This window comes from Streptomyces sp. BoleA5 (genome assembly GCF_000373665.1).
Taxonomy (GTDB): domain Bacteria; phylum Actinomycetota; class Actinomycetes; order Streptomycetales; family Streptomycetaceae; genus Actinacidiphila.
Genome location: NZ_KB892124.1, coordinates 132,747 through 154,797 on the forward strand (window position 1 = coordinate 132,747; position 22,051 = coordinate 154,797).

20 protein-coding genes are annotated in these 22,051 nt (G+C 72.7%); 15 read left to right on the plus strand and 5 right to left on the minus strand.

Going from position 1 to position 22,051, the window contains the following annotated elements:
- The first annotated feature begins 101 nt into the window (after positions 1–101).
- A complete protein-coding gene (locus tag B085_RS0130440; protein WP_018562390.1) occupies positions 102–917 on the plus strand; it encodes an SAM-dependent methyltransferase in 816 nt (271 codons plus the stop codon).
- Complete coding sequence (locus B085_RS0130445) at positions 914–3,070, plus strand: putative bifunctional diguanylate cyclase/phosphodiesterase (protein ID WP_018562391.1); 2,157 nt, start codon at positions 914–916, stop codon at positions 3,068–3,070. Before B085_RS0130440 ends, B085_RS0130445 begins: the two co-directional genes overlap by 4 nt.
- Here B085_RS0130445 and B085_RS0130450 read toward each other — a convergent pair.
- Positions 3,037–3,867, minus strand: coding sequence for an alpha/beta fold hydrolase (locus tag B085_RS0130450; RefSeq protein WP_234018698.1), 831 nt, complete (start codon positions 3,865–3,867; stop codon positions 3,037–3,039). The two genes, B085_RS0130445 and B085_RS0130450, sit on opposite strands and share 34 nt — an antisense overlap.
- Positions 3,868–4,001: 134 nt before the next feature.
- Between B085_RS0130450 and B085_RS0130455 the strand changes: the two genes are divergently transcribed.
- From B085_RS0130455 to B085_RS0130475, 5 genes are all read left to right on the plus strand, one after another.
- Complete coding sequence (locus tag B085_RS0130455; protein WP_018562393.1) at positions 4,002–5,342, plus strand: PLP-dependent aminotransferase family protein; 1,341 nt, start codon at positions 4,002–4,004, stop codon at positions 5,340–5,342.
- A gap of 135 nt (positions 5,343–5,477) precedes the next feature.
- Positions 5,478–5,861: a hypothetical protein gene (locus B085_RS0130460; RefSeq protein WP_026251605.1), complete on the plus strand. Its 384-nt coding sequence runs from the start codon at positions 5,478–5,480 to the stop codon at positions 5,859–5,861.
- On the plus strand, positions 5,858–6,838 hold the full coding sequence (locus B085_RS0130465; protein ID WP_018562395.1) for a hypothetical protein: 981 nt from the start codon (positions 5,858–5,860) through the stop codon (positions 6,836–6,838). Before B085_RS0130460 ends, B085_RS0130465 begins: the two co-directional genes overlap by 4 nt.
- An 80-nt stretch (positions 6,839–6,918) precedes the next feature.
- Positions 6,919–7,311 (plus strand): roadblock/LC7 domain-containing protein, encoded by a 393-nt coding sequence (locus B085_RS0130470; RefSeq protein WP_018562396.1) that lies wholly within the window; start codon positions 6,919–6,921, stop codon positions 7,309–7,311.
- Positions 7,312–7,427: 116 nt separating this feature from the next.
- Positions 7,428–7,802, plus strand: a complete 375-nt coding sequence (locus tag B085_RS0130475) for a hypothetical protein (protein WP_018562397.1) — start codon at positions 7,428–7,430, stop codon at positions 7,800–7,802.
- Positions 7,803–7,908: 106 nt separating this feature from the next.
- Here B085_RS0130475 and B085_RS0130480 read toward each other — a convergent pair whose 3' ends face one another.
- Positions 7,909–8,340: a hypothetical protein gene (locus B085_RS0130480; protein ID WP_158689857.1), complete on the minus strand. Its 432-nt coding sequence runs from the start codon at positions 8,338–8,340 to the stop codon at positions 7,909–7,911.
- Positions 8,341–8,683: 343 nt separating this feature from the next.
- Here B085_RS0130480 and B085_RS0130485 point away from each other — a divergent pair, with 343 nt between their 5' ends.
- Positions 8,684–9,862: an acyl-CoA dehydrogenase family protein gene (locus B085_RS0130485; RefSeq protein WP_018562399.1), complete on the plus strand. Its 1,179-nt coding sequence runs from the start codon at positions 8,684–8,686 to the stop codon at positions 9,860–9,862.
- A gap of 70 nt (positions 9,863–9,932) precedes the next feature.
- Here B085_RS0130485 and B085_RS0130490 read toward each other — a convergent pair whose 3' ends face one another.
- Together B085_RS0130490 and B085_RS0130495 are read right to left on the minus strand one after the other, a co-directional pair.
- Positions 9,933–10,370 (minus strand): hypothetical protein, encoded by a 438-nt coding sequence (locus B085_RS0130490; RefSeq protein WP_018562400.1) that lies wholly within the window; start codon positions 10,368–10,370, stop codon positions 9,933–9,935.
- Positions 10,371–10,585: 215 nt separating this feature from the next.
- Positions 10,586–11,635 carry a LacI family DNA-binding transcriptional regulator gene (locus B085_RS0130495; RefSeq protein WP_199789252.1) on the minus strand — a complete coding sequence of 350 codons (1,050 nt, stop codon included), beginning with the start codon at positions 11,633–11,635 and terminating at the stop codon, positions 10,586–10,588.
- 140 nt (positions 11,636–11,775) lie between these two features.
- Here B085_RS0130495 and B085_RS0130500 point away from each other — a divergent pair, with 140 nt between their 5' ends.
- Genes B085_RS0130500 through B085_RS0130530 form a run of 7 tightly spaced genes read left to right on the plus strand, consistent with a single transcriptional unit; the run spans position 11,776 to position 21,080 of the window.
- Complete coding sequence (locus B085_RS0130500; RefSeq protein ID WP_018562402.1) at positions 11,776–13,080, plus strand: ABC transporter substrate-binding protein; 1,305 nt, start codon at positions 11,776–11,778, stop codon at positions 13,078–13,080.
- Positions 13,081–13,096: 16 nt separating this feature from the next.
- Positions 13,097–14,026: a carbohydrate ABC transporter permease gene (locus B085_RS0130505; protein WP_018562403.1), complete on the plus strand. Its 930-nt coding sequence runs from the start codon at positions 13,097–13,099 to the stop codon at positions 14,024–14,026.
- Positions 14,026–14,844 (plus strand): carbohydrate ABC transporter permease, encoded by an 819-nt coding sequence (locus B085_RS0130510; protein ID WP_018562404.1) that lies wholly within the window; start codon positions 14,026–14,028, stop codon positions 14,842–14,844. Before B085_RS0130505 ends, B085_RS0130510 begins: the two co-directional genes overlap by 1 nt.
- Positions 14,845–14,891: 47 nt before the next feature.
- Positions 14,892–17,186: a beta-glucosidase family protein gene (locus tag B085_RS0130515; protein WP_078620153.1), complete on the plus strand. Its 2,295-nt coding sequence runs from the start codon at positions 14,892–14,894 to the stop codon at positions 17,184–17,186.
- Positions 17,183–18,787, plus strand: a complete 1,605-nt coding sequence (locus B085_RS0130520; RefSeq protein WP_018562406.1) for a glycoside hydrolase family 43 protein — start codon at positions 17,183–17,185, stop codon at positions 18,785–18,787. The genes B085_RS0130515 and B085_RS0130520 overlap by 4 nt, the downstream gene beginning before the upstream one ends.
- Positions 18,788–18,800: 13 nt before the next feature.
- Positions 18,801–19,766 (plus strand): acetylxylan esterase, encoded by a 966-nt coding sequence (locus B085_RS0130525; RefSeq protein ID WP_018562407.1) that lies wholly within the window; start codon positions 18,801–18,803, stop codon positions 19,764–19,766.
- Between the two features lie 57 nt (positions 19,767–19,823).
- On the plus strand, positions 19,824–21,080 hold the full coding sequence (locus B085_RS0130530) for an MFS transporter (RefSeq protein ID WP_018562408.1): 1,257 nt from the start codon (positions 19,824–19,826) through the stop codon (positions 21,078–21,080).
- A 108-nt stretch (positions 21,081–21,188) separates the two neighbouring features.
- Here B085_RS0130530 and B085_RS0130535 read toward each other — a convergent pair whose 3' ends face one another.
- Positions 21,189–21,983, minus strand: a complete 795-nt coding sequence (locus tag B085_RS0130535; RefSeq protein ID WP_018562409.1) for an ArsR/SmtB family transcription factor — start codon at positions 21,981–21,983, stop codon at positions 21,189–21,191.
- Positions 21,984–22,051 lie beyond the last annotated feature (68 nt).

The window sequence follows — 22,051 nt, forward strand, 5'->3', positions numbered from 1 at the left end:
ATTTCTTGTTTCCTCTCGAACGGTCGATCAGTAGCCTCTGTCGCACGTGGTCGTGTCCACGACCACGTGTCCCGATCGCCGACGACGAGTTGGAGCCGTTGATGGAGCGTCCCGCCTGGGCCCCGCAAGGCATCGATCTTTCCGTGCCGAGCGTGTCCCGCATCTACGACTACTACCTGGGCGGCTCGCACAACTTCGAGGTCGACCGGGAGGCCGGACGGCGGGCCATCGAGGCATTTCCGGGGCTGCCGAAGATCATGCAGGCCAACCGCGCTTTCATGCGCAGGGCGGTGCGCTTCTCCGTCGACCAGGGCATCACCCAGTTCCTCGACATCGGCTCCGGCATTCCCACCTTCGGCAACGTCCACGAGGTCGCCCAGGCCGCCAGTCCCGGCGCCCACGTCGTCTACGTCGACCACGACCCGGTCGCCGTCGCCCACAGCCGTGCCGTGCTGGAGGGCGTCGAGCACGCCGCCATCGTCGCCGCCGACCTGCGTTCCCCCCGCGACATCCTGGACAGCGCCGAGGTCCGCGGGCTCATCGACCTGGAGCGCCCGGTCGCGCTGCTGCTCGTCGCGGTCCTGCACTTCCTCGAGGACGCCGACGAACCGGCCAAGGCGGTGGCCGAGTTGCGGGATGCCATCGCCCCCGGCAGCCTGCTGGTCGTCACCCACGCCTCGGTCGAGGGAGGCCCGCGCAGACCCGAGGAGGGGGAGCGGGTCGAGAACGTCTACCGCAGCGCGAGCTCACCGCTGATCATGCGGTCCCGGGCCGGGGTGGAGCGCTTCTTCGACGGCTTCGACCTCGTCGAGCCCGGCCTGGTCTCCGCGCCGTTGTGGCGCCCCGACGGCTCGGACGACGAGGAACTCGACCCGGTCGTCTTCAGCGGGTTCGCGGGCGTCGGCCGCAAGGCGTGACCGTGACCAGAGAACCCGGCCCGGAGCCGGAGCCCGCCGACAGTCTGCGGCGCTTCGCGATCATCTGGAGCCGGGCGATCTACCCGGCCACCGCCACCTCCATGACGCGCGGCGAGTTCGAGGAGTACCTGCTCCCGCTCGCCGCGCGTCTCAACGCCACCCTGCGCGCGCAGCCCTTCGACCCCCGTCCGGCCGCGGAGGTCGGCGCCGCGCTCGTGGCCGCGCACTGCACCGACCCCGCCGCGCTCGCGCGCATCCTCGACGTCGTCGACGCCTACCTGCTGCTGTACTGCCCGCCCGGCCCCGCCCTCCCGTCCGAGGAGAGCCGTACCCGGTGCAACCGCCTGCAGCACTGGGTGGCCGCCGGGTACACCCGGGCCCTGCAGGAGCGCACACGGACCGAGCAGGAGGCTTTGTCCCGTGCGGCGCTGGCCGCCCGGGCCGTGACCGAACAGGCCCTCTACGAGAGCGAGGTCCGCTTCCGCGCGGTCTTCCAAGGCGCCTCCATAGGCATCGGCATCGCCGACATGGACGGCCGCGTCCTGGACGTCAACGCCGCACTCACCACCATGTTCGGCGGCCTGGAGCGGCACATCCGCAGCCGGAACGTCTACGACTGGGTGCACCCGGACGACGCCCCCGAGGTCTGGGAGATGCAGCGCCAGCTCAACCGGGGCGAACGCGACCACTACCGCATGGAGAAGGCCTACTACCGGCCGGACGGCACCGTCCTGTGGACCAATCTGACGGTCTCCCTGCTGCGTGACGCCGGCGGCGTCCCCCAGTACATGCTCGCGCTGATGGAGGACATCACCGAGGAGCGCCTGCTCAGCGAGCGGCTGCGGTACGAGGCCACCCACGACGCCCTCACCGGTCTCGCCAACCGGAACCTGTTCTTCGAGCGCCTGGAGCAGACGCTGGACGGCCCCGACGGCGTGGGCGTCGGCGTCTGCTACCTCGACCTGGACGGCTTCAAGGACGTCAACGACAGCCTCGGCCACGCCGTCGGCGACCGGCTCCTGGTCGCCGTCGCCGAACGCCTCCAGGCCTGCGTCACCTCTCCCGACCAGCTCGTGGCCCGCATCGGCGGCGACGAGTTCGCCGCCCTCGTCGTCAACCCCGCCAGCCGCGCCGACATCACCGGCCTCGCCGACCTGATCCTGGCCGCGCTGGCCGATCCGATCCGGGTGGACGGCCGCGACCTGTCCGTACGGTGCAGCATCGGCATCGTCGAGGGCCAGGCCGGTTCCCTGGGGCCCGCCGAGGCGCTGCGCAGCGCCGACATCACGATGTACCGGGCCAAGGCCGCCGGCGGCAACCGCTTCGAGGTGGCCGACCCCGACTCCGACGCGCGCGCCATCACCCGGCACGGGCTGACCAATCGGCTGCCGACGGCGCTGGAACGCGGCGAGTTCTTCATCGAATACCAGCCATTGGTGCGGCTCGACGACGGCAGTGTCCGCGGCGCCGAGGCACTGGTGCGCTGGTGCCACCCGATGCACGGGGTCCTCGGCCCCGACCAGTTCATCCCGCTCGCCGAGAGCACCGGGCTGATCGTGCCGCTCGGCCACTGGGTGCTGCAGCAGGCCGCCTGGCAGGCACGGGACTGGCAGTTCCCGCGCAGCGACGGCGATCCGCTGCGGATCAACGTCAACCTCTCCCCGGCCCAGCTCGGCCACCCCGGCCTCGTCCCGGAGACCCTCGCGGTGATCAAGGACGCCGGACTGGAGCCGACCGCCCTGTGCCTTGAGGTCACCGAGAGCGCCTTCATCGGCGCCGACGAGGAATTGATGCGCCCGCTGCGGGAGTTCGCCGAACTCGGCATGGCCATCGCCCTCGACGACTTCGGCACCGGCTACTCCAACCTGGCCTCGCTGCGCCGGCTGCCCATCACCACGCTCAAGCTCGACCGCTCCTTCACGCGCGGCATGCAGCAGCGGCCGGCCGATCCGGTGGACGTGAAGATCGTCGAGATCGTCGTCGATCTGGCGCACACCCTCGGGCTGTCGGTGACGGTGGAGGGCGTGGAGACCGGCACGCAGGCCGAGCACCTGCGCGCCCTGGGCTGCGACACCGCGCAGGGGTGGTACTACGCCCGGCCCGGGCCGCCCGACCGCCTTCACTCGCTCTCGCTGGTCGACACCACGACCTGAGAACACGAACCGAGGAACCCCAGCAGCGCCTGGTTGAACTCCTCGGGACACTCCAGGTTCGGCAGGTGGCCCGCGCCCTCGACGACCACGAGGCGCGAACCGCGGACGGCCGCGTGCATCGCCTCGGCCTCGGCGACGGGGGTGAACGCGTCGTCCCGGCCGACCACGATCAGCGTGGGCACCCCCACCGCGGTCAGCACAGGCCCGTAGTCGGGCCGCCGGGCGCGGCCGCGCAGGGCCGCCGCGGCGCCCTCGGGGGAGGCGCCGCGCATCATCCGCAGGACGTGACCGGCGACTTCGGGAAGCGCGGTCACGTTGCGGGGCGCGATCATCCGGTCCAGCACCTCGTCGGCGTAGCCGGACATCCCCTCGGCGGTCAGTCGTTCCGCCATCGTCTCGCGGGCCCGCCGGCCCTCCTCCGTGTCGGCGCCGGGGAAGGTGTCGGCGAGCACGAGCCCGGTCGCACGGCCGGGGAACAGCCGCTGGAACTCCATGACGATCTGACCGCCCATCGACAGCCCGCCGACGACCGCCTCCGGAACGCCCAGGTGGTCCAGCAGGGCGGCGACGTCGCGGGCGAAGGTCTCCAGCGGGGTGACGCCCGGGACGACCTCGCTCGCACCGTAGCCGCGCAGGTCCGGCACGATCACCCGGCGGCCGGCCGCCGCGACGGGGACCTGCGGTGCCCACATCGAGCGGTCGAAGGGGTGGCCGTGCACCAGCACCAGAGGTGTGCCCGGACCGTCCCCCTCGTCGTCGTACGCCAATGTGACTCCGTTGACCACTGCCGTCGCCAAGGGGATCTCCTCGCCTCGCATACGCCCCCTTCCGCGGGGGTGTTGAGCGCGATGCTAGGTTCCGCCCCCGACTCGGTGCAATAGGATCTTTGCTCTCGGTGCAATGCCGGGATTGCCTCACGAGGGGATCACCGATGGACGACTACCGCACGGTCGCGGACGCCCTCGCCGCCGACATCACCGCCGGACGCCTGCGTCCCGGCGACCGGCTCGCACCGCAGCGGGCGTTCGCGCGGCGGCACGGCATCGCCAACTCCACGGCGATCCGCGTCTACGCCGAACTCGCCCGCCGGGGCCTGGTCGTGGGAGAGGTGGGGCGCGGAACCTTCGTCCGTGCCGCACCGCCCGCCGACGGGCCCGCGCTCGCCGAGCCGGCACCCCAGCGGATCGACCTGGAGCTCAACCACCCCGTCGCCGAAGGCCAGTCGCAGCTGCTCGCCCCGGGGCTCGCCGCGCTGCAGCGCCCCGACGTCCTCGGCGCCGCGCTGCGCCCGCTCACCGCCGCGGGCACCCCGGCCGCACGCGAGGCCTTCGCCGAACTGCTCGCCCGCGGCGGACCGCGTCCCGACCCCGGCCGGTTGCTCTTCGCGGGCAACGGCCGCCAGGCCATCGCCGGCGCCCTCGCCGCGCTCGTCCCGCCCGGCGGCCGTCTCGCCGTGGAGGCGTTCACCTACCCCGTGGTCAAGGCGCTCGCCGCACGGCTCGGGATCACCCTCGTCCCCGTCCCCTCCGACGAGCACGGGTTGCTGCCCGCCGCCCTCGCCGAACTGCACCGCGCCGCCCCGCTGCACGCGCTCTACACCCAGCCCACCCTGCACAATCCGCTCGGCGTCACGATGCCGGACGGCCGCCGGGCCGAACTCGCGGAAACCCTCCACCGGCTGGGCCTGCACGCCGTCGAGGACGCCGTCTGGGGGTTCCTCGCCGCGGACGCCCCGCCGCCGCTCGCGGTGTACGCTCCCGACCGCGTCGTCCTCGTCGACAGCCTCTCCAAGCGGCTCGCCCCCGGGCTCACCGCCGGCGTCGCGCTCACTCCCCGGGAGCTTTCCGCCCCGGTCTCCGCGGCCCTGCGTTCGGCCGGCGCGGCCGCCTCCGGCTTCGCGCTGGCCGTCGCCTGCCGGTGGATCGGCGACGGCGCCGTGGACGCGGTGGTCGCGGCCAAGCGGCGCGACGCGGCCGCGCGCGCCCGGGTCGCCGCCGAGCGCCTCGCCGGGTTCTCGGTCACGGCCGATCCGCGCGCCTGCTTCTGCTGGTGGCGGCTGCCAGCGCCCTGGCGCGCCGACACCTTCGTCGCGGCCGCCGCCCGGCGGGGGATCGCCGTCACCCCGGCCGCCGCCTTCGCCGCGGGCCGCGGCGGGGCGCCGCACGCCGTACGGATCGGCCTCGCCTCGCCGTCGCCGCAGGTCCTGGACGAGGCGCTGGACGTCCTCGCGCGGATCGCCAGGGGCGGACCCGAGGACAATTGCGCCGACTGATCACAAGCGGCGGCGAATCCTAGCGAGTCACCCGCACATGCCTCTGGAAAATGCCCCAACTCACCTTTTCCGCGTACGGGATGAGTAACGTTCCGTGCTGTTCCGTATACCAGAAGTCGCGGCGAAGGGGTGGGCGTGCCCGGCATAGACGAGTGCCTTTCCGAGGCGCTGGCGATTCCCGGTGTGCTCGGGGCGAGTGTGGTCGACTGGAGCAGCGGTCTCCTCCTCGGGGCGGTCGGGCAGGAACCGGGACACGGTCACGAGGCGGCCGCGGCGGACACCACCGAGGCGGCGCGGGCGGTCGTGGAGAGCGGCACCTTCACCGCCAAGGAGTCCGGACGGGTGCCGGTCGAGGACATCATCATCACCGCGGCGGGGAGCTACCACCTCATCCGCTTCCTCGACACCTCCTTCGACAGCGACGTCGTCCTCTACCTGTGGCTGGACCGGTCGATGGCCAACCTGGCCGTCGCCCGGCTCGGACTGCAGTCCATCGCCGAGCGGCTGGTGCTCGTATGACCGGCGCGGAGGCGGCGCGGCCGGCGCTGGCCGTCCGCGGCCTGCCCCGGCGCACTCCGGCGCGCGGAGGCGCGCAGGCCCAGGTGCGCGCGGGGGTGGTGGGCGCGTACGCCTTCACCGCCGCGCTGGCCCGGCTCGCCGAGGCGAGGGCGAGCGGAGCGCTGTACGGATCGGCGGGCGCGGTCTACCTGCACGACGGGGCGATCGTCCACGCCGAGAGCCCCTGCGCCCCCGACCTCGGGGTACGGCTCATGGCCTGCGGGCTGCTCTCCCCGGACCAGTGGCGCGAGGCGGTCACCACCGCGAGCGCCGAGCGCGGCGTCGGCGGGCACCTCGTCGACACCGGGAGGGTGGCCCGCGGGGAACTGGAGTTGTGCCACCTGCTGGCGCTCTTCGACGCCGCCTACTTCACGCTGCTGCCCGACTCGGAACCCGACCGGTTCCAGCCGGGGGCCACCTCCCGGCTGGGCCCCATCTCCCGGGCGGTCCCCGCGCAGCGCGTGGCCAGGGAGGCGCAGCGGCGCCGCGCGCAACTGGAGCGGGCCTGGCCCTGGGACGACACCGACGCCGGCCCCGTCGTCCCGCGCTCCGAGGGCGAGGTGCGCGGCGGCCGTGCCAGGGCCCCCACGCCCGGTCAGCTGGCGGTGCTGGCGGCGGCGGACGGATCCCGTACGCCCGTGCAGATCGCCTGGCACCTGGGACGCTCCGCTTTCGCGACCCTGCTGGACGTACGCCGGCTGGCCGCGACCGGCCGGATCAGCATGCCGGTCCGCGCCCAGGCGCCCGCGGTTCCGGCGCCCCCGCGCCCGGCGGTCCCGCCGGCACCGCCCGTGCCGGTGCCGCCCGTGCCCGTGCAAGCGGCTCCGGTGGCGCCGCCCCCGGCTTACGGCGGACCGCAGCCGGCGGTCATGCCGTCCTCCGACCCCTCAGTCGCCCTGTTGCTACGACTTCGTGCCGCCCTGGAGGCCCGCCTGTGAGCGCCCTGCCGACCCGCCCGGCGCCCGCCGAACGACCGTGGAGGAAGGCTCTGCGGCAGCTCGCCGGAAGGAGACAGCTGGTGGCACTCGAAGCCGACGTACTGGCCGAACTCCGGAGCCTGCGGGCGAGGCTGCCGCACCTGACGGGCGGGCTCGTCGCCAGCGTCGACGGCCTGGTCGTCGCACACGACCTGAGCGGGCCGGAGCCGGAGGGGGTCGCCGCGCTGACGGCGGCGGCGCTGGGCGTGGCCGCCCGCATCACCGAGGCCACCGAATGCGGCGGCTTCCGGGAACTGCTCGTCAGGGGGGACCGCGGCTACATCGCCGCGTACGCCGCCGGCGGCGCGATGGCCCTCGCCCTGGTGGCGGGACCCGGCTCCAACGTGGGCCGCCTGCACTTGGAGGCCCGTCGATCCAGTCGACGGATCGAGGATCTCGTCGACCTCGCGCTCCAACGTCAGGAGCGGAAATGACCGTACGACCCAGTTCATCAGCCGACAAGCCGCCGGGCACGGGACGCGGCCGCGCCGCCACCGGACCCAGGCATTCGTCACGTCAGAGAACTCAACCCCAAGGAAGCGAGACCGCAATGGCCAACACCGAGACCGCGCTGAAGGATGTAATGACGTCGATCGAGGGCGTCCTGGGCGTCGCTCTCGTGGACTACGGCAGCGGCATGGCCCTGGGCACCCTCGGGGGCTCCAAGGACCTCGACCTGACCGTCGCGGCCGCGGGCAACACCGACGTCGTCCGCGCCAAGATGCGCACGATGGAGATGCTCAACCTCAAGGAGCACATCGAGGACATCCTGATCACGCTCAACACTCAGATTCACATGATCCGGCTGCTGACCGGGCGTTCGGGCAAGGGCCTGTTCCTCTACGTCGCGCTGGACAAGGAGCGCGCGAACCTGGCGATGGCCCGCCACCAGCTCAGGCGCATCGAAGCCGACCTGGAGGTCTGACCCGCCCCGTCCCGGAGCCCGCGGCCGACGGCGGCCCGGCACATCAGGCGCAGGCCGACGTGTGCCGGGCCTCGCCCGTGCCGGGCCTCGCCCGTGCCGAGGCCGATCAGCGGCTCGCGGAGGACGAGGGCGCGGAGGACGAGCCGCCGGAATGGCCGTGGTGCGCGCCCTCCTCGACCCTGCCGCCCAGCTTCTCGCGTACCGGCTCCAGCGCCTCGGGTTCGGCCTCCACCACCCAGCGCTCGCCGATCAGGTAGGAGCCGCCGTACGGCTCCGCCTCCTCCAGCCACGACTTCTGGCCGGCGGAGCTGGTGAAGGTGAGCATCACGTAGGCACCGCGTGCCGTCGTGCACGCCCCCTGGCGCAGGTCCTCCACGTCGGTCTGCAACTGCGGGGTGCACCCGACGGCCTCGCCGATCCGCTCCAGGGCGACCGGCCCGCCCGCCGCATCCGTGTCCTGGCCGCCGCAGCCCGTCACCGCCAGCGCGACGACCGCCACCGCGGCCACCCTCGGGACCCACGCACGGAACACGGACACCGGCATCACCTTTCCTCGCTTGCGACGCGGGTCGCTCACGTCCCGCACGCGCACCGCGCGCGCGACGACGTTAACCCGAACGGCCCATCAGTCCGTACAGCCTTGCGAAAAGCCGGCCACCGGGTGTGCGGTATGGAAAAATCCGCCGCCGCACGCCCCGGAAGGCCTGGCACCCCGTGACTCCGACGCCTCCGATCGGGCATACTCCAACGCGCCGAAGCCGCAGGTCGGACCATGCCGTGACCCGGCGGGAGACCATCGGTCGACGGTCGACGACCCGGTAGCGCCGCCACAACCCTGAGCGGACGCCGCCGCAGCGCCCGACAGGGAGGAGAGTGCCGCCATGTCCCACGACGGCCTTCAGCCGGTGGACCGACAGCTTCCCACCGAGGAGGCCCGCGACCTGCTCGCGCTCGTACGCGAGCTGGCCCAGCGGGAGATCAAGCCCCGGGCGGCCGAGGAGGAGGACGCGGGCGTCTTCCCGCGCGAGGTCTTCCGCCTCATCGGCGAGGCGGGGCTGCTCGGACTGCCCTACCCGGAGGAGTACGGCGGCGGTGGCCAGCCGTACGAGGTGTACCTGCAGGTGCTCGAGGAACTGGCCGCCGCCCGGCTCACGGTCGGCCTCGGCGTCAGCGTGCACACCCTGGCCTGCCACGCCGTCGCCCACTACGGCAGCAAGGAGCAGCGCACCGAGCACCTGCCCGCCATGCTCGGCGGCTCCCTGCTCGGCGCCTACTGCCTCTCCGAGCCCGCCGCGGGCTCCGACGCCGCCTCCCTGCGCACCCGGGCGACCCGCGAGGGAGCGGCATGGCGGATCGACGGCACCAAGGCGTGGATCACCCACGGCGGTGTCGCGGACTTCTACACGGTGCTCGCCCGCAGCGGTGCCGAGGGCGCGCGCGGCATCACCGCGTACCTGGTGCCCGGCGACGCGCCGGGCCTGACCGCGGCGGTCCCGGAGAAGAAGATGGGCATGAAGGGGTCGCCCACGGCCCAGGTCCACTTCGACGGCGTGACCGTCCCCGACAGCCGCCGCGTCGGCGACGAGGGCCAGGGCTTCACCATCGCCCTGTCGGCCCTCGACTCCGGCCGCCTCGGCATCGCCGCCTGCGCCATCGGCGTCGCCCAGGCCGCCCTCGACGAGGCGCTCGCGTACGGGATGACCCGGCAGCAGTTCGGCCGTCCCGTCGTGGACTTCCAGGGGCTGCGCTTCATGATCGCCGACATGGCCACCAGGATCGAGGCCGGCCGGGCGCTGTACCTCGCGGCGGCCCGGCTGCGTGACGCGGGCCGGCCGTTCTCCCGGCAGGCCGCCATGGCCAAGCTGTTCTGCACGGACGCCGCGATGCAGGTGACCACGGACGCGGTGCAGCTGCTCGGTGGTTACGGCTACACCGCCGACTTCCCGGTCGAGCGGTACATGCGGGAGGCCAAGGTGCTGCAGATCGTCGAGGGCACCAACCAGATCCAGCGCATGGTGATCGCCCGCAGCCTCGCCGGTCCGGAGAGCAAGGAGCGCTGAGCCCCGGCGCGACGGTGCCGCGCCGCCCGGCAGAGGCGGCGCGGCGCCGTGCGTACGCGGTGGGCGCGGTTCAGGCCGCGCGCTGGAACGGTACGCGGATCGGCCGGGAACCGGGCCCGCCGACGTGGGAGAACGGCTGAGTGCGCCAGTCCAGCCCGACGGGGAGCGTCAGCAGCGCGCCCCATTCGAGGTCCTCGGCGCGGGCGTCGTCGTCGGCCGGCGCGACCTCGGGCGTGGGACGGCCCGAGCCGGGGCAGACCGTCAGCCCGAACGGGTTCCACGGCGAGGCGCACAGCGCGTGCTGCGGCAGGACGTCCTCGTCGGCGAGGAGGGCGATCGGGCGGGCACAGTCGGGGCAGTGCACCCGGAAGATCTCATAACCCTCGTCGTCGAGGGCGTCGTCGGCGTCGTCCGCCGTCAGCAGCTCGAACGGCTCGCGACGTTCGTGCTCCTCCTCGAGCACCGCCGGCGTGCGTTCGCCGCGGCCATGTCGTGCGTGGGTGCGCATGGGTGCATCTCCCCCTCAGAAGAACGCCCACCAGCGGGGCCGGCCGGGCTCTTGGCCTCGGCCATAGCGAGCATTTCCCGCCTCGCGCCCGCGGTAATCGCCGCCACCCCGAAGAGCGTTGACATCGAGTGTGGCCTTCGTCACATCGCCGCTCCAGGGGGTGCCCCGCGCCCCCGCGGACGCCGCCGTGCGCCCGTTCCGCGCCCTTTCGGGTGTCAACCCCCGGGGGTCGCCCCGGGCTCCCGCGGGGATGCCGTGCTCTTCCTGACGACCAGTCTGACGCCAAGCTCCATACGGGTGTTGCTCTTGTCGCCGACCTCCTCGGGCTGCGAGAGCCGGAGCAGCATCCGGGCGGCCTCCTCGGCCATCTCGACCAGCGGCTGGTTGACGGTGGTCAGCGACGGGCTCGCCCACTGGGCGAGCGGGATGTCGTCGTAGCCCACCACGGACAGGTCGCGGGGCACCTGCAGCCCCTTGACCCGGGCCGCCTCCAGGACGCCCAGTGCCTGCAGGTCGCTGCCCGCGAAGATGGCGGTCGGCGGGTCGGGCTGCTCCAGCAGGGCGAGGGCGCCGTCGTGACCGCCCTGGACGTGGAAGTCCCCGTAGCGGATCAGGTCGTTGTCGACGGTGAGTCCCGCCATGCCCATGGCCGAGCGGAAGCCGTCGAGGCGGGCCAGGGAGCACAGCATGTCGTCGGGTCCGGTGATGATCCCGATGCGGCGGTGGCCGAGGTCGATGAGGTGGCGGGTGGCCGCGACGCCGCCGGCCCAGTTCGCAGAGCCCACGGACGGGACGTCGGGCTCGGGGTCGCCGGCCGGGTCGATGATCACGAAGTTGATGGCCCGTGAGCGCAGCTTGCGCTTTATGTCGTCGGGCAGCGAGGAGAAGACCAGGACGACGCCGAGCGGGCGGCGGCGGAGCACGCCCTCGATCCACTCGGGGCCGGGGGCGTGCCGGGTGCCGCTCTCGGTGAGCACCACGCTCATGTTGCGGCTCTTGGCGACGTTCTCCACGCCCCGGATGAGCTCCATCGCCCAGACGCTCTCGAGTTCGTGGAAGACGATCTCGATCAGCCGCGACTCGGGCTGGGTGGGGGAGGGGCGCTGGTAGCCGTTCGCCTCCAGCAGGCGTTCGACCTTGCTCCGGGTCGGCGCGGCCACGTCGGGACGTCCATTGAGCACCTTCGAAACTGTCGAAAGTGACACGCCCGCTTTCGAAGCCACATCGGCCAGAGTGATCCTGCCCTCGGTCTCATCATCACGCATGCCGCACAGGATAGAGCACCGCCGTTCGGTAACGGTTTGGTCGCGTCAATTCCCCGCTGTTGACCCCGACGAGGGGGGCGCCTACGGTCCCTCATCAAACGAATTTCGGCAAAGTGGCCGAAACTTTCGAGAGGTCGAACATGAAGAAGCGTGCGTGGTTCCCCCGTGCCGTCGCCGGCGGCGCGACACTGGCACTGGGTCTGACCCTGACCGCCTGCGGCGGTGACGGCGCCTCGGCGGGGGGTGATTCCGGGACGATCCACGTCCTCGTGTACGGCGACTCCGCGAACAAGGTGGAGAGGGCGATCGTCGCCGAGTTCAACAAGACCTCGAAGGTCAAGGCCGTCCTCGACACGATCCCCGGTGCGGACTACCAGCAGAAGCTGCAGACCGTCATCAACACCAAGCAGGCCCCCGACGTCTTCTTCAACTGGGGAGGCGGCAGCATCCAGCCGTTCGTGAAGGCCGGTCTGCTGCTCCCGCTCGACGACTTCATCAAGAAGGACCCGGGCCTGAAGGACAAATTCCTGCCCTCGGTCTTCAACACCGCGGTCGTCGACGGCAAGTCCTACGGCGTTCCGATGCGCGGCACCCAGCCGGTGCTGATGTTCAACAACAAGAAGGTGCTCGCCGACGCCGGCGTCCAGCCGCCGAAGACCTGGGACGAGCTCCTGGACGCCGTCCGAAAGCTCAAGGCCAAGGGCGTCACCCCGATCGCGCTCGGCGGCGGTGACCGGTGGCCGACCCTGATGTGGTTCGAGTACCTCTACGACCGCATCGCCGGCCCGGAGCTGTTCACCAAGGCGCTCGGCGGCGACAAGAGCGCCTGGGAGAGCGAGGACAGCAAGAAGGCGCTGGGCATGCTCAAGGAGCTGATCGACGCCGGTGCCTTCGGCACCAACTACGACTCGGTGAAGTTCACCGACGGCGGCTCGCCCCAGCTGCTGGCCTCCGGCAAGGCCGGCTTCGAGCTCATGGGCTCCTGGGAGTACTCCACGCAGCAGGACGCCAGCCCGGACTTCGCCAAGAACGACCTGGGCTACACCAACTTCCCGTCCGTCTCCGGCGGCAAGGGTGACGCCGCGAACGTCGTCGGCAACACCAACAACTTCTACTCGGTGCTGAAGAAGACCGAGCACCCCGAAGCGGTGGCGGAGTTCCTCAAGCTCATGTACTCCGACGACTTCGTCAAGCAGCAGCTGGCCATCGGCAACCTGCCGACCACCACGAACACCACCCAGTTCCTCGACACGACGGACCACCCCGAGTACCTGAAGTACCAGTTCGACCTGGTCGAGAAGGCCCCGTCGTTCCAGCTGTCGTGGGACCAGGCCTACCCGCCGTCGGCCGGCACGCCGATACAGCAGGCCGTGCAGCAGTTCTTCAACGGCCAGATCGACGCGGACGGCTTCATCAAGGCCATGCAGGCCCTGCCCACCTCCTGAGAGCGACGTCCCCCGCATGGTCTCCCTCACCGCCACCGTGACGGGCAAGCGGCAGACGCGTCGTCCGGCCGGCCGTTCCATCGGCCGGCCGGGCCTCGCCTGGGCGCTCCCCGCCACGATCTTCTTCGCCCTCTTCGCCATCGTGCCGCTGGTACTGGTGGCGGTCCTCTCCTTCACCAGCTGGAGCGGTCTGGGCTCGCCCGAGTACGCGGGCTTCGACAACTGGGTCAAGGTCTTCCAGGACCCGGTGATGATCAAGAGCCTCTGGCTGAGCGTGCTTCTCACCGTGCTCGGCGTCGTCGTCCAGACCCCGCTGAGCATCCTGCTCGGCGTCTGGGCGGCCGGTCCGGAGCGGAACCGCGCCGTGCTGTCCGCGATCTTCTTCGTGCCGCTGCTGCTCTCCGCCACCGCCGTGTCGGTGCTGTGGCGCGCACTGCTCGACCCCAACTTCGGTGTCCCCTCGCAGGCGCGCTGGCTGTTCGGCGACGGCAACCTCTTCGGCACGCAGACCGCCGCGATCGGCGTACTCGTCTTCGTCAGCACCTGGCAGTTCACCCCGTTCCACGCGCTGATCTACCAGGGCGCGGCGCGGGCCGTCCCGCAGGTGCTCTACCAGGCCGCCGAGATCGACGGCGCGGGCACCGTACGGCAGTTCTTCCACGTCACGCTGCCGCAGCTGCGCAACTCGATCATCACCTCGATGATCCTGATGATCGTCGGTGGTCTCACCACCTTCGACACGGTGCTGATCCTCACCCAGGGCGGCCCCGGCACCGACACCACGATCAGCGCCTACTACATGTACGACAAGGCGTTCAAGGGCTTCGACTTCGGCGCCGGCGCAGCGGTCGCGCTGATGCTCGTCGTCGTCGCCACGGTGATCTCGCTGGTCGTCGTCCGCGTCTCCGGCTACGACAAGATGACCGGCACCAAGGAGGGGCTCTGATGAGGCGACGCCCCAACTACCTCGCGGGACTGGGCGCCCTGCTGTGGCTGGGCCTGGTCGGCACGCCGCTGTACGTCATGCTCGGCGCCACCGTGCAATCGCGCGCCGACTACAGCGCGGGCGGCCCGCTGTCCTTCCCCCGTTCCTTCACCCTGGACAACTACGTCCAGGACTTCAGCAACGGCTTCGGGCAGTACTTCCTGAACACGGTCGTCGTCACCGTCAGCGTCGTGGCCATCGTGCTGCTGCTCGTGCCGCCGCTGGCGTTCACCATCGTCCGCAACCGGGGCCGCGGTGTGTCCCAGGTGTTCCGGCTCTTCCTGCTGGGCCTGGCCATCCCCGCGCAGGCCGTGATCGTCCCGATGTTCTACGTGATCAGCAAGGCCGGGCTCTACGACAACCTCATCGGCGTCATCCTGCCGACCGCGGCGTTCTGCCTGCCGGTCTGCACCCTGATCCTGACCGGCACGATGCGTGACATCACCAGCGAGCTGTTCGAGGCGATGGCCATGGACGGCGCCTCCGTCCGGCGGACCTTCTTCCAGCTCGTCCTGCCGCTGTCCGGAAGCGGACTGTCGACGATCGTCGTCTTCTCCGCCCTGCAGGCCTGGAACGGCTTCCTCTTCCCCCTGGTGCTCACCCAGTCCGAGGAGACCAAGGTGCTCACTCTGGGGCTCTACAACTTCCGGACCCAGTACGGCATCAACATCCCCGGCCTGCTGGCCGCCGTGGTGCTGTCCACGATTCCCGTCCTGCTCGTCTACCTGTTCGCCCGCCGTGCCCTCGTGCAGGGCCTCATGGGCGTCGGAGGAAAGTGAACGACAACGTGACCGCCGACTCCCGCGTCGAGGCGCTCATCCGCGAGATGACCCTGGACGAGAAGATCGCCCAGCTCTACGGCGTCTGGGTCGGCGCCTCCGGCGAAGGTGCCGAAGTCGCCCCCCACCAGCACGACATGGAGGAGCCGCCCAGCCTCGACGAGCTCCTGCCGGACGGCCTCGGACAGCTCACCCGGCCCTTCGGCACCGTCCCCGTCGACCCCGCCCTGGGCGCCCTGTCCCTGATGCGCACCCAGCAACGGGTCGCCGCGGCCAACCGGTTCGGCATCCCGGCCATGGCCCACGAGGAATGCCTCGCGGGCTTCGCGGCCTGGGGTGCGACCACCTACCCCGTCCCGCTGTCCTGGGGCGCCTCCTTCGACCCCGAGCTGGTCCGGGTGATGGCCGCGGCCATCGGCCGCGACATGCGCTCGGTCGGCGTCCACCAGGGCCTGGCCCCGGTCCTCGACGTCGTGCGCGACGCGCGCTGGGGCCGGGTCGAGGAGACCATCGGCGAGGACCCGTACCTCGTGGGGACCATCGCCACCGCCTACATCCAGGGCCTGGAGTCCGCGGGCATCGTGGCCACCCTGAAGCACTTCGCCGGCTACTCCGCCTCCCGCGCCGGGCGCAACCTGGCGCCGGTCAGCATGGGTCCGCGGGAGCGCGCCGACGTCGTCCTGCCGCCCTTCGAGATGGCGGTCCGGGAGAGCGGCGTCCGGTCCGTGATGCACGCGTACACCGACACCGACGGCGTGCCCTCGGCCGCCGACGAGGAGCTGCTGACCGGCCTGCTCCGCGACACCTGGGGCTTCGACGGGACGGTGGTCGCCGACTACTTCGGGATCGCGTTCCTCAAGACCCTGCACGGCGTCGCCGCCGACTGGGCGGACGCCGCGGGCACCGCGCTCCACGCGGGTGTGGACGTGGAACTCCCCACCGTCAAGACCTTCGGGCAGCCGCTGCGGGACGCCGTCGCCGCGGGGCTGGTCGACGAGAAGCTCGTGGACCGCGCGCTGCGCCGCGTCCTGACCCAGAAGGCGCAGCTCGGCCTGCTCGACCCGGGGTGGAGCCCCGTGCCGTCCGCGCTCGCCGGGGCCGACCTCTCCGACCCGCAGGGCCTGCGGGGCACGGTCGACCTGAACTCCGCCGCCCACCGGGACCTGTCGCGGCGCCTGGCCGAGCGGTCCGCCGTCCTGCTGAGCAACGACGGCACCCTGCCCCTGGGGCGGCCCGCCCGCATCGCGCTCGTCGGTCCCCAGGCGGAGACCCCGACCGCCGTGCTGGGCTGCTACTCCTTCCCCGTGCACGTCGGCGCGCAGCACCCGGACACCCCGCTCGGCATCGACCTGCCGACGCTGCGCCAGGCCCTGGTGGCGGAGTTCCCCGGCTCGGAGATCGTGACGGTGGCGGGCTGCGGCGTCGATGACAGCGATGTCTCCGGCATCGCGGCGGCCGTACGCGCGGCCCGCGACGCCGACGTGGTCGTCGCGGCGCTCGGCGACCGCGCCGGGCTCTTCGGCCGCGGCACCAGCGGTGAGGGCTGCGACGCGGAGTCGCTCACCCTGCCCGGCGTGCAGCAGCGGCTGCTCGACGCGCTCCTCGACACGGGGACGCCCGTCGTGCTCACGTTGCTGGCCGGCCGCCCCTACGCCCTCGGACGGGCCGTGGAGGAGGCCGCGGCCGTCGTCCAGACCTTCTTCCCGGGGCAGGAGGGCACCCCGGCCCTGGCGGGAGTGCTGAGCGGGCGGATCAACCCGTCCGGGAGGCTGCCGGTGAGCGTGCCCCGGCACCCGGGCGTCCAGCCCTCCACCTACCTCGCCGCGCCGCTCGCGCGGGCCAGCGAGGTCTCCAACATCGACCCGGCCGCGGCCTTCGGCTTCGGCCACGGGCTGACGTACACGGCCTTCGAGTGGTCCGCGCCGGAGGTACACGGCGCCGACGGCCGGGCCGTCACCGGCACCGACGGCGAGGTCGAGCTGTCCTTCACCGTCCGCAACACCGGTGGCCGCGCGGGCAGCGAGGTCGTCCAGGTCTACCTGCACGACCCGATCGCCTCCGTCGTCCAGCCGGTGCAGCGGCTCGTCGGCTACCTCCGGGTGCCGCTGGAGGCGGGCGAGGCGCGGCGCATCGGCGTCACGGTCCCCGCCGACGTCGCCGCCTTCACCGGCCGGGACGGCCGCCGCGTCGTGGAACCGGGCGAGCTGGAGGTGCGGCTGGCGGCCTCCAGCACCGACGTCCGGTTCACCGTGCGGGCCGAACTGACCGGTCCGGCACGGCAGGTGGACCACACCCGGCGGCTGCACGCGCTGGTCACCGGCGCGCCGGAGGAGTCCAGGTGAGCCTGCCCGAAGGGACGGGGGAGGCGGCGGGGACCGTCGCCAACCCCGTCCTGCCGGGCTGCCATCCCGACCCGAGCGTCTGCCGGGTCGGGACCGACTTCTACCTGGTGACCTCGACGTTCGAGTACTTCCCTGGAATCCCGGTGTTCCACAGCCGCGACCTGGTCCACTGGCGGCCGATCGGGCACGTCCTGGACCGGCCCTCGCAGGTGGACCTCGGTACCGTCGCCTCCTCCGAGGGGATCTTCGCCGCGACGATCCGGCACCACCGGGGCCGCTTCTACGTCGTGACCACCCTGGTCGGCGGCAGCGGACGGGGCGGCACCTTCGTCGTCACCGCCACCGACCCCGCCGGGCCGTGGAGCGACCCGGTGTGGCTGGACGACGCGCCCGGCATCGACCCCTCCCTGTTCTTCGACGACGACGGCCGCGCCTGGTGCACCGGCACGCGGCTCGCGGAACCGGGGGAGTGGGAGGGGCAGACCGACGTCTGGCTGCGGGAGTTCGACACCGCGGAGCTGACCCTCACCGGCCCCGAACACCTGCTGTGGCGCGGGGCGCTGCACGGCGCGGTGTGGGCCGAGGGGCCCCACCTGTACAAGGTGGACGGCCGCTACTACCTGCTGGCCGCGGAGGGTGGCACAGAGCACCGGCACGCCGTCAGCGTCGCTCGGGCCGACCACGTCGCCGGCCCGTACACCGGCAACCCGGCCAACCCGGTCTTCACCCACCGCCACCTGGGCCGCGACTTCCCCGTCGTCGGCGTCGGCCACGCCGATCTGGTGCGGACGGCGGAGGGTGAGTGGTGGGCGGTGCTGCTCGGCAGCCGCCCGTACGGCGGGTACCACCCCAACCTCGGACGGGAGACCTTCCTCGTCCCGGTGCGCTGGGAGGACGGCTGGCCGCTCTTCGCACCCGGCGTCGGCACCGCGATCGGCCCGTTCCGCCCGCCCGCGGTCGCCGCTCCCGCGGACGGGTCTCAACCGGAGCCGGTGCGCGACGACTTCGACGGCCCCCTGCTGGACCCGCGGTGGAACCAGGTGCGCACCGCGGAACCCTTCTGGTCGCTCACCGCACGCCCCGGCGCGCTCCGGCTGCCGCTCGGGCCCGCGACACTCGCCGAGGCCGGCACCCCCTGCTTCCTCGGCCGGCGTCAGCAGCACCAGGACGTCAGCGTCCGCGCGCTCGTGGACGTGGAGCCCCGGACGCCGCGGGAGTGGGCGGGGCTCGCCGTCCGCCAGTCCGAGGCCGACCATCTGGTGTTCGCGGTGGCCGGCGACGGCCGCGGCGGCCGCCGCGTGCTCGCCGCGGTCCGCACCGGCGGGGAGGAACGCCTGGTCGCGGAGGCGCCGTTGCCTTCCGGTCCCGTGGTGCTGCGGATCCACGCCGAGGGCCAGCGCTACGGGCTGCGCTGGGCCCCGGCCGGCGCGGGACCGGACGCGGAGACCGAACTGACCGCCGTGGACGGCGGCTTCCTCAGCTCGCCCCGCGCCGGCGGCTTCCTCGGGGTCTGGCTCGGCCCGTACGCCACCGCCCACGGCGCCCCCTCCGCCACCGTCGCCGACGTCGACTGGTTCGACTACCGGCCGCTCGCCCCCTGACCTGGAGCCGACGTTGTTCACCGACCTCCCCGAGGCCGAACTGCGGGACCACCGCAGCACCCAGACCGTGCCCGCCGACTTCGACGACTTCTGGCGGACGACGCTCGCCGAGTCGCGCGCCGCCGGGACGGCCGCGGTCACCGTCACCCCCGCGCCCGGACCCCGGCTGAGCACGGTGGCCGTCTTCGACGTCACCTTCCCCGGCTTCGGCGGCGAGCCCGTACGGGCCTGGCTGCGGCTGCCGCACGGCGCCGAGGGACCGCTGCCCGCGGTCGTCCAGTACGTCGGCTACGGCGGCGGCAGGGGCCACGCCCTGGACAACCTGCTGTGGGCGTCCGCGGGCTTCGCCCACTTCCAGATGGACACCCGGGGCCAGGGCTCGGGCTGGAGCCGCGGCGACACCCCCGACTCCGGCACCACGGGCCCGCAGGCCCCCGGCATGATGACCCGCGGCATCGACGACCCCCGCACCTACTACTACCGCCGCCTGTTCACGGACGCCGTCCGCGCCGTGGACGCGGTCCGTACGCTGCCCTCGGTCGACGCCGGCCGGATCGCGGTCCTCGGCGCGAGCCAGGGCGGCGGCACCGCGCTCGCCGTGACGGCCCTCGCCCCCGAGGTACACGCCGTGGTGGCGCACGTCCCGTTCCTGTGCGACTTCCCGCGGGCCGCGGTCATCACGGACGCCGACCCGTACCGCGAGATCGGCCGCTACCTCGCCGTCCACCGCGGCAACGCCGAGCGGGTCATGCGCACCCTGTCCTACTTCGACGGCGTCAACTTCGCCGCCCGCGCCAAGGTGCCGGCCCGCTTCTCCGCCGCCCTGATGGACGAGATCACGCCGCCTTCGACGGTCTTCGCGGCGTACAACGCGTACGCGGGGCCCAAGGAGATGGCCGTGTGGCCCTGGAACGGCCACGAGGGCGGCGCGATCGACGACGACGCGGAGGCACTGGCCTTCCTGCGCGCGCGGCTCTGACACCCCGCCCCGGCAAACCTGTTGCCGGGTACCGGACCCCCGGCTACGGTCGCCCCCATGTCCCTGGGCATGTACCGCCACATCCTCATCCGGCCCGTCCTGACCTGGGGGGCCGTGGCCGTGGGGGCGCGGATGCCGGTGGCCATGGCGCCGCTCGCGCTGGTGTTCCTGGTGCGGGAGCGGACCGGTGGCTACACGTTCGGCGCGCTGCTCGCCGCCGCCTATGTGATCGGGGAGATCGCCGGGGCGCCACTGCTCGGCATGCGGCTCGAAGCCGAGCGGGCGCGGCCGCAGTTGGCGCTGGGGCTCGCGGCGGGAGCGGTGGGCTTCGCCGGTCTCGGGGTCCTGCCCGGCGCCCACCCCGCCGTACTGGCCGGGTTCGCGTTCCTGGCGGGGGCGGCTCCCGCCGCCGCCCCCGGTGGCATGCGGCAACTGCTCACCTCGATCGTGCCGGAGCGGGCCGTGACGCAGGCGCTCAGCGCCGAGTCGGTGCTGACCTTCGCGATCTGGGCGGTGAGCCCGGCCGCGGTGACGGGGCTCGCGCTGGGCGTGGCCCCGTACACCCCGCTGCTGCTCGCCGCCGTCCTCATGGCGGCCTCGGTGGCCGGTCTGTGGGCGCTGCCCGCCGGATGGCGGACCGACCGCCGGGACCGCGGCGGTGAGTCGATGCTCCGGATCACGATCCGCGCCTGGCCGGTCTACGTCACGGGCGCCGCGTCCTTGTCGCTGCTCGCCCTCGCCGAGCTGATCCTGCCGGCGCTCCTGGAGCACCGGGGGATGGCACTCGGTCTCGCCGGGCCGCTGCTCGCCGGGTTCGCTGCCGGGTCGGGGGTCGGGTCCTTCCTGTACGGGCTGCGCGCCGCCTGGCCGGGGCGGTTGCCGGTGCAGTCGCTGGTGCTCCTGCTCGCGGTGTCGGCGTGCGTGGCACTCGTCGCCGTACTTCCGTCGGCGCCCTGGATGGGCGCGATCCTGCTGGTCGCCGGTGTCCTGCAGGCGGGGGCGATGCTGACCCGGAACCTGCAACTGCGGCAGGTCCTGCCCGCCAGCGCGCTCGCCGCCGGCTACTCGGTGATGTACGCCGCCGTGGGCGCGGGCTACGCCGCGGCGGGCAGCCTCTCCGGTGCGTTGCTCGAGGTGACCGGGCCGGACGTCGCGATCCTGGCCGGGGTCGGCCTGACCCTTCTGCTCACCGTCGTCGCGGCGGCCGGGGAGCGTTCTACGCGCCGGCGTACCACCCGGGCCGGCCCGGGCCTCGGTATCGCGGCGGAGGGCGTACCGGTGAGCGATCACGGTGACGCCCGGCCCAGCCCGTAGTCGGCCGCGGACGGAGGGGGCGTGCCGGCGGGCATCGCGTCCACAACCTCCCCCGACAAAACGGCTAGGCCACGGCTAGGCCACGGCTAGGCCACGGCTAGGCCACGGCTAGGCCTTTGGTTCCGGCAGCGGCTCGCCGGTCTCCAGCAGCGTCTTCAGGCCCGACACCAGGGCGGGCCAGCCCTGGGAGACCATGCCCAGCACCGCGCTGCCCGGGTCGTGGGCCTCGTGGACGACGGTCAGCCTGACCGTCTCCCCGAGCGGTTCGATCTCGAACGTCACCTGGGAGCGGCGGTCCGCGGCCAGCCGGGCGCGCACCTCCTCGTCCACCCCGGCGTTGGCGGCCCACTCCGGGGTGAAGGTGTGCCAGGTGTACGAGAGCCGGCGGGGCGGCTCGGACTCCAGCACGACCTGGGCGGGATCGGCGGTACGGGCGCCGGCCTCCTCCCAGACCATCGCCGAGCCGGCCGCCCACTCCGTCTCGAAGGCGACGCCCCAGTAGCGGCGCGTGAACGCCGGGTCGGTCAGGGCCTGCCAGAGGCGCTCGGGTGTGGTGCGGATGTACGTCGTGTAGACGAATGCGGACTCGCTCATGGGTGCCTGCTCCAATGCTCTCTGCAGGTCGGCGAGCGCCTGCGCGCGCCCGCGGTCGTACCGGTCGATCCATCGCTCGGCGACGGCGTTGATCGGAGCGGCGTTGAGGTAGTGCAGCTTCTCCCGGCCCCGCCGGACCGTGGTGACCAACTGGGCCTTCTCCAGCACGGACAGGTGCTTGCTGACCGACTGCCGGGCCATGTCCAGCTCGGCGCACAGCTCGCGCAGGGTCTGGCCGTTGCGCGCGTTGAGGCTGTCCAGCAGCCGTCTGCGGCCGGCGTCGGCCAGTGCCCTGAAGACCTCGTCCATCCCGATTCCCCGTCGCGCCGAACATGCAGCCGTGTGGCTGCCTGTCGACCATAGGCAGCCACACGGCT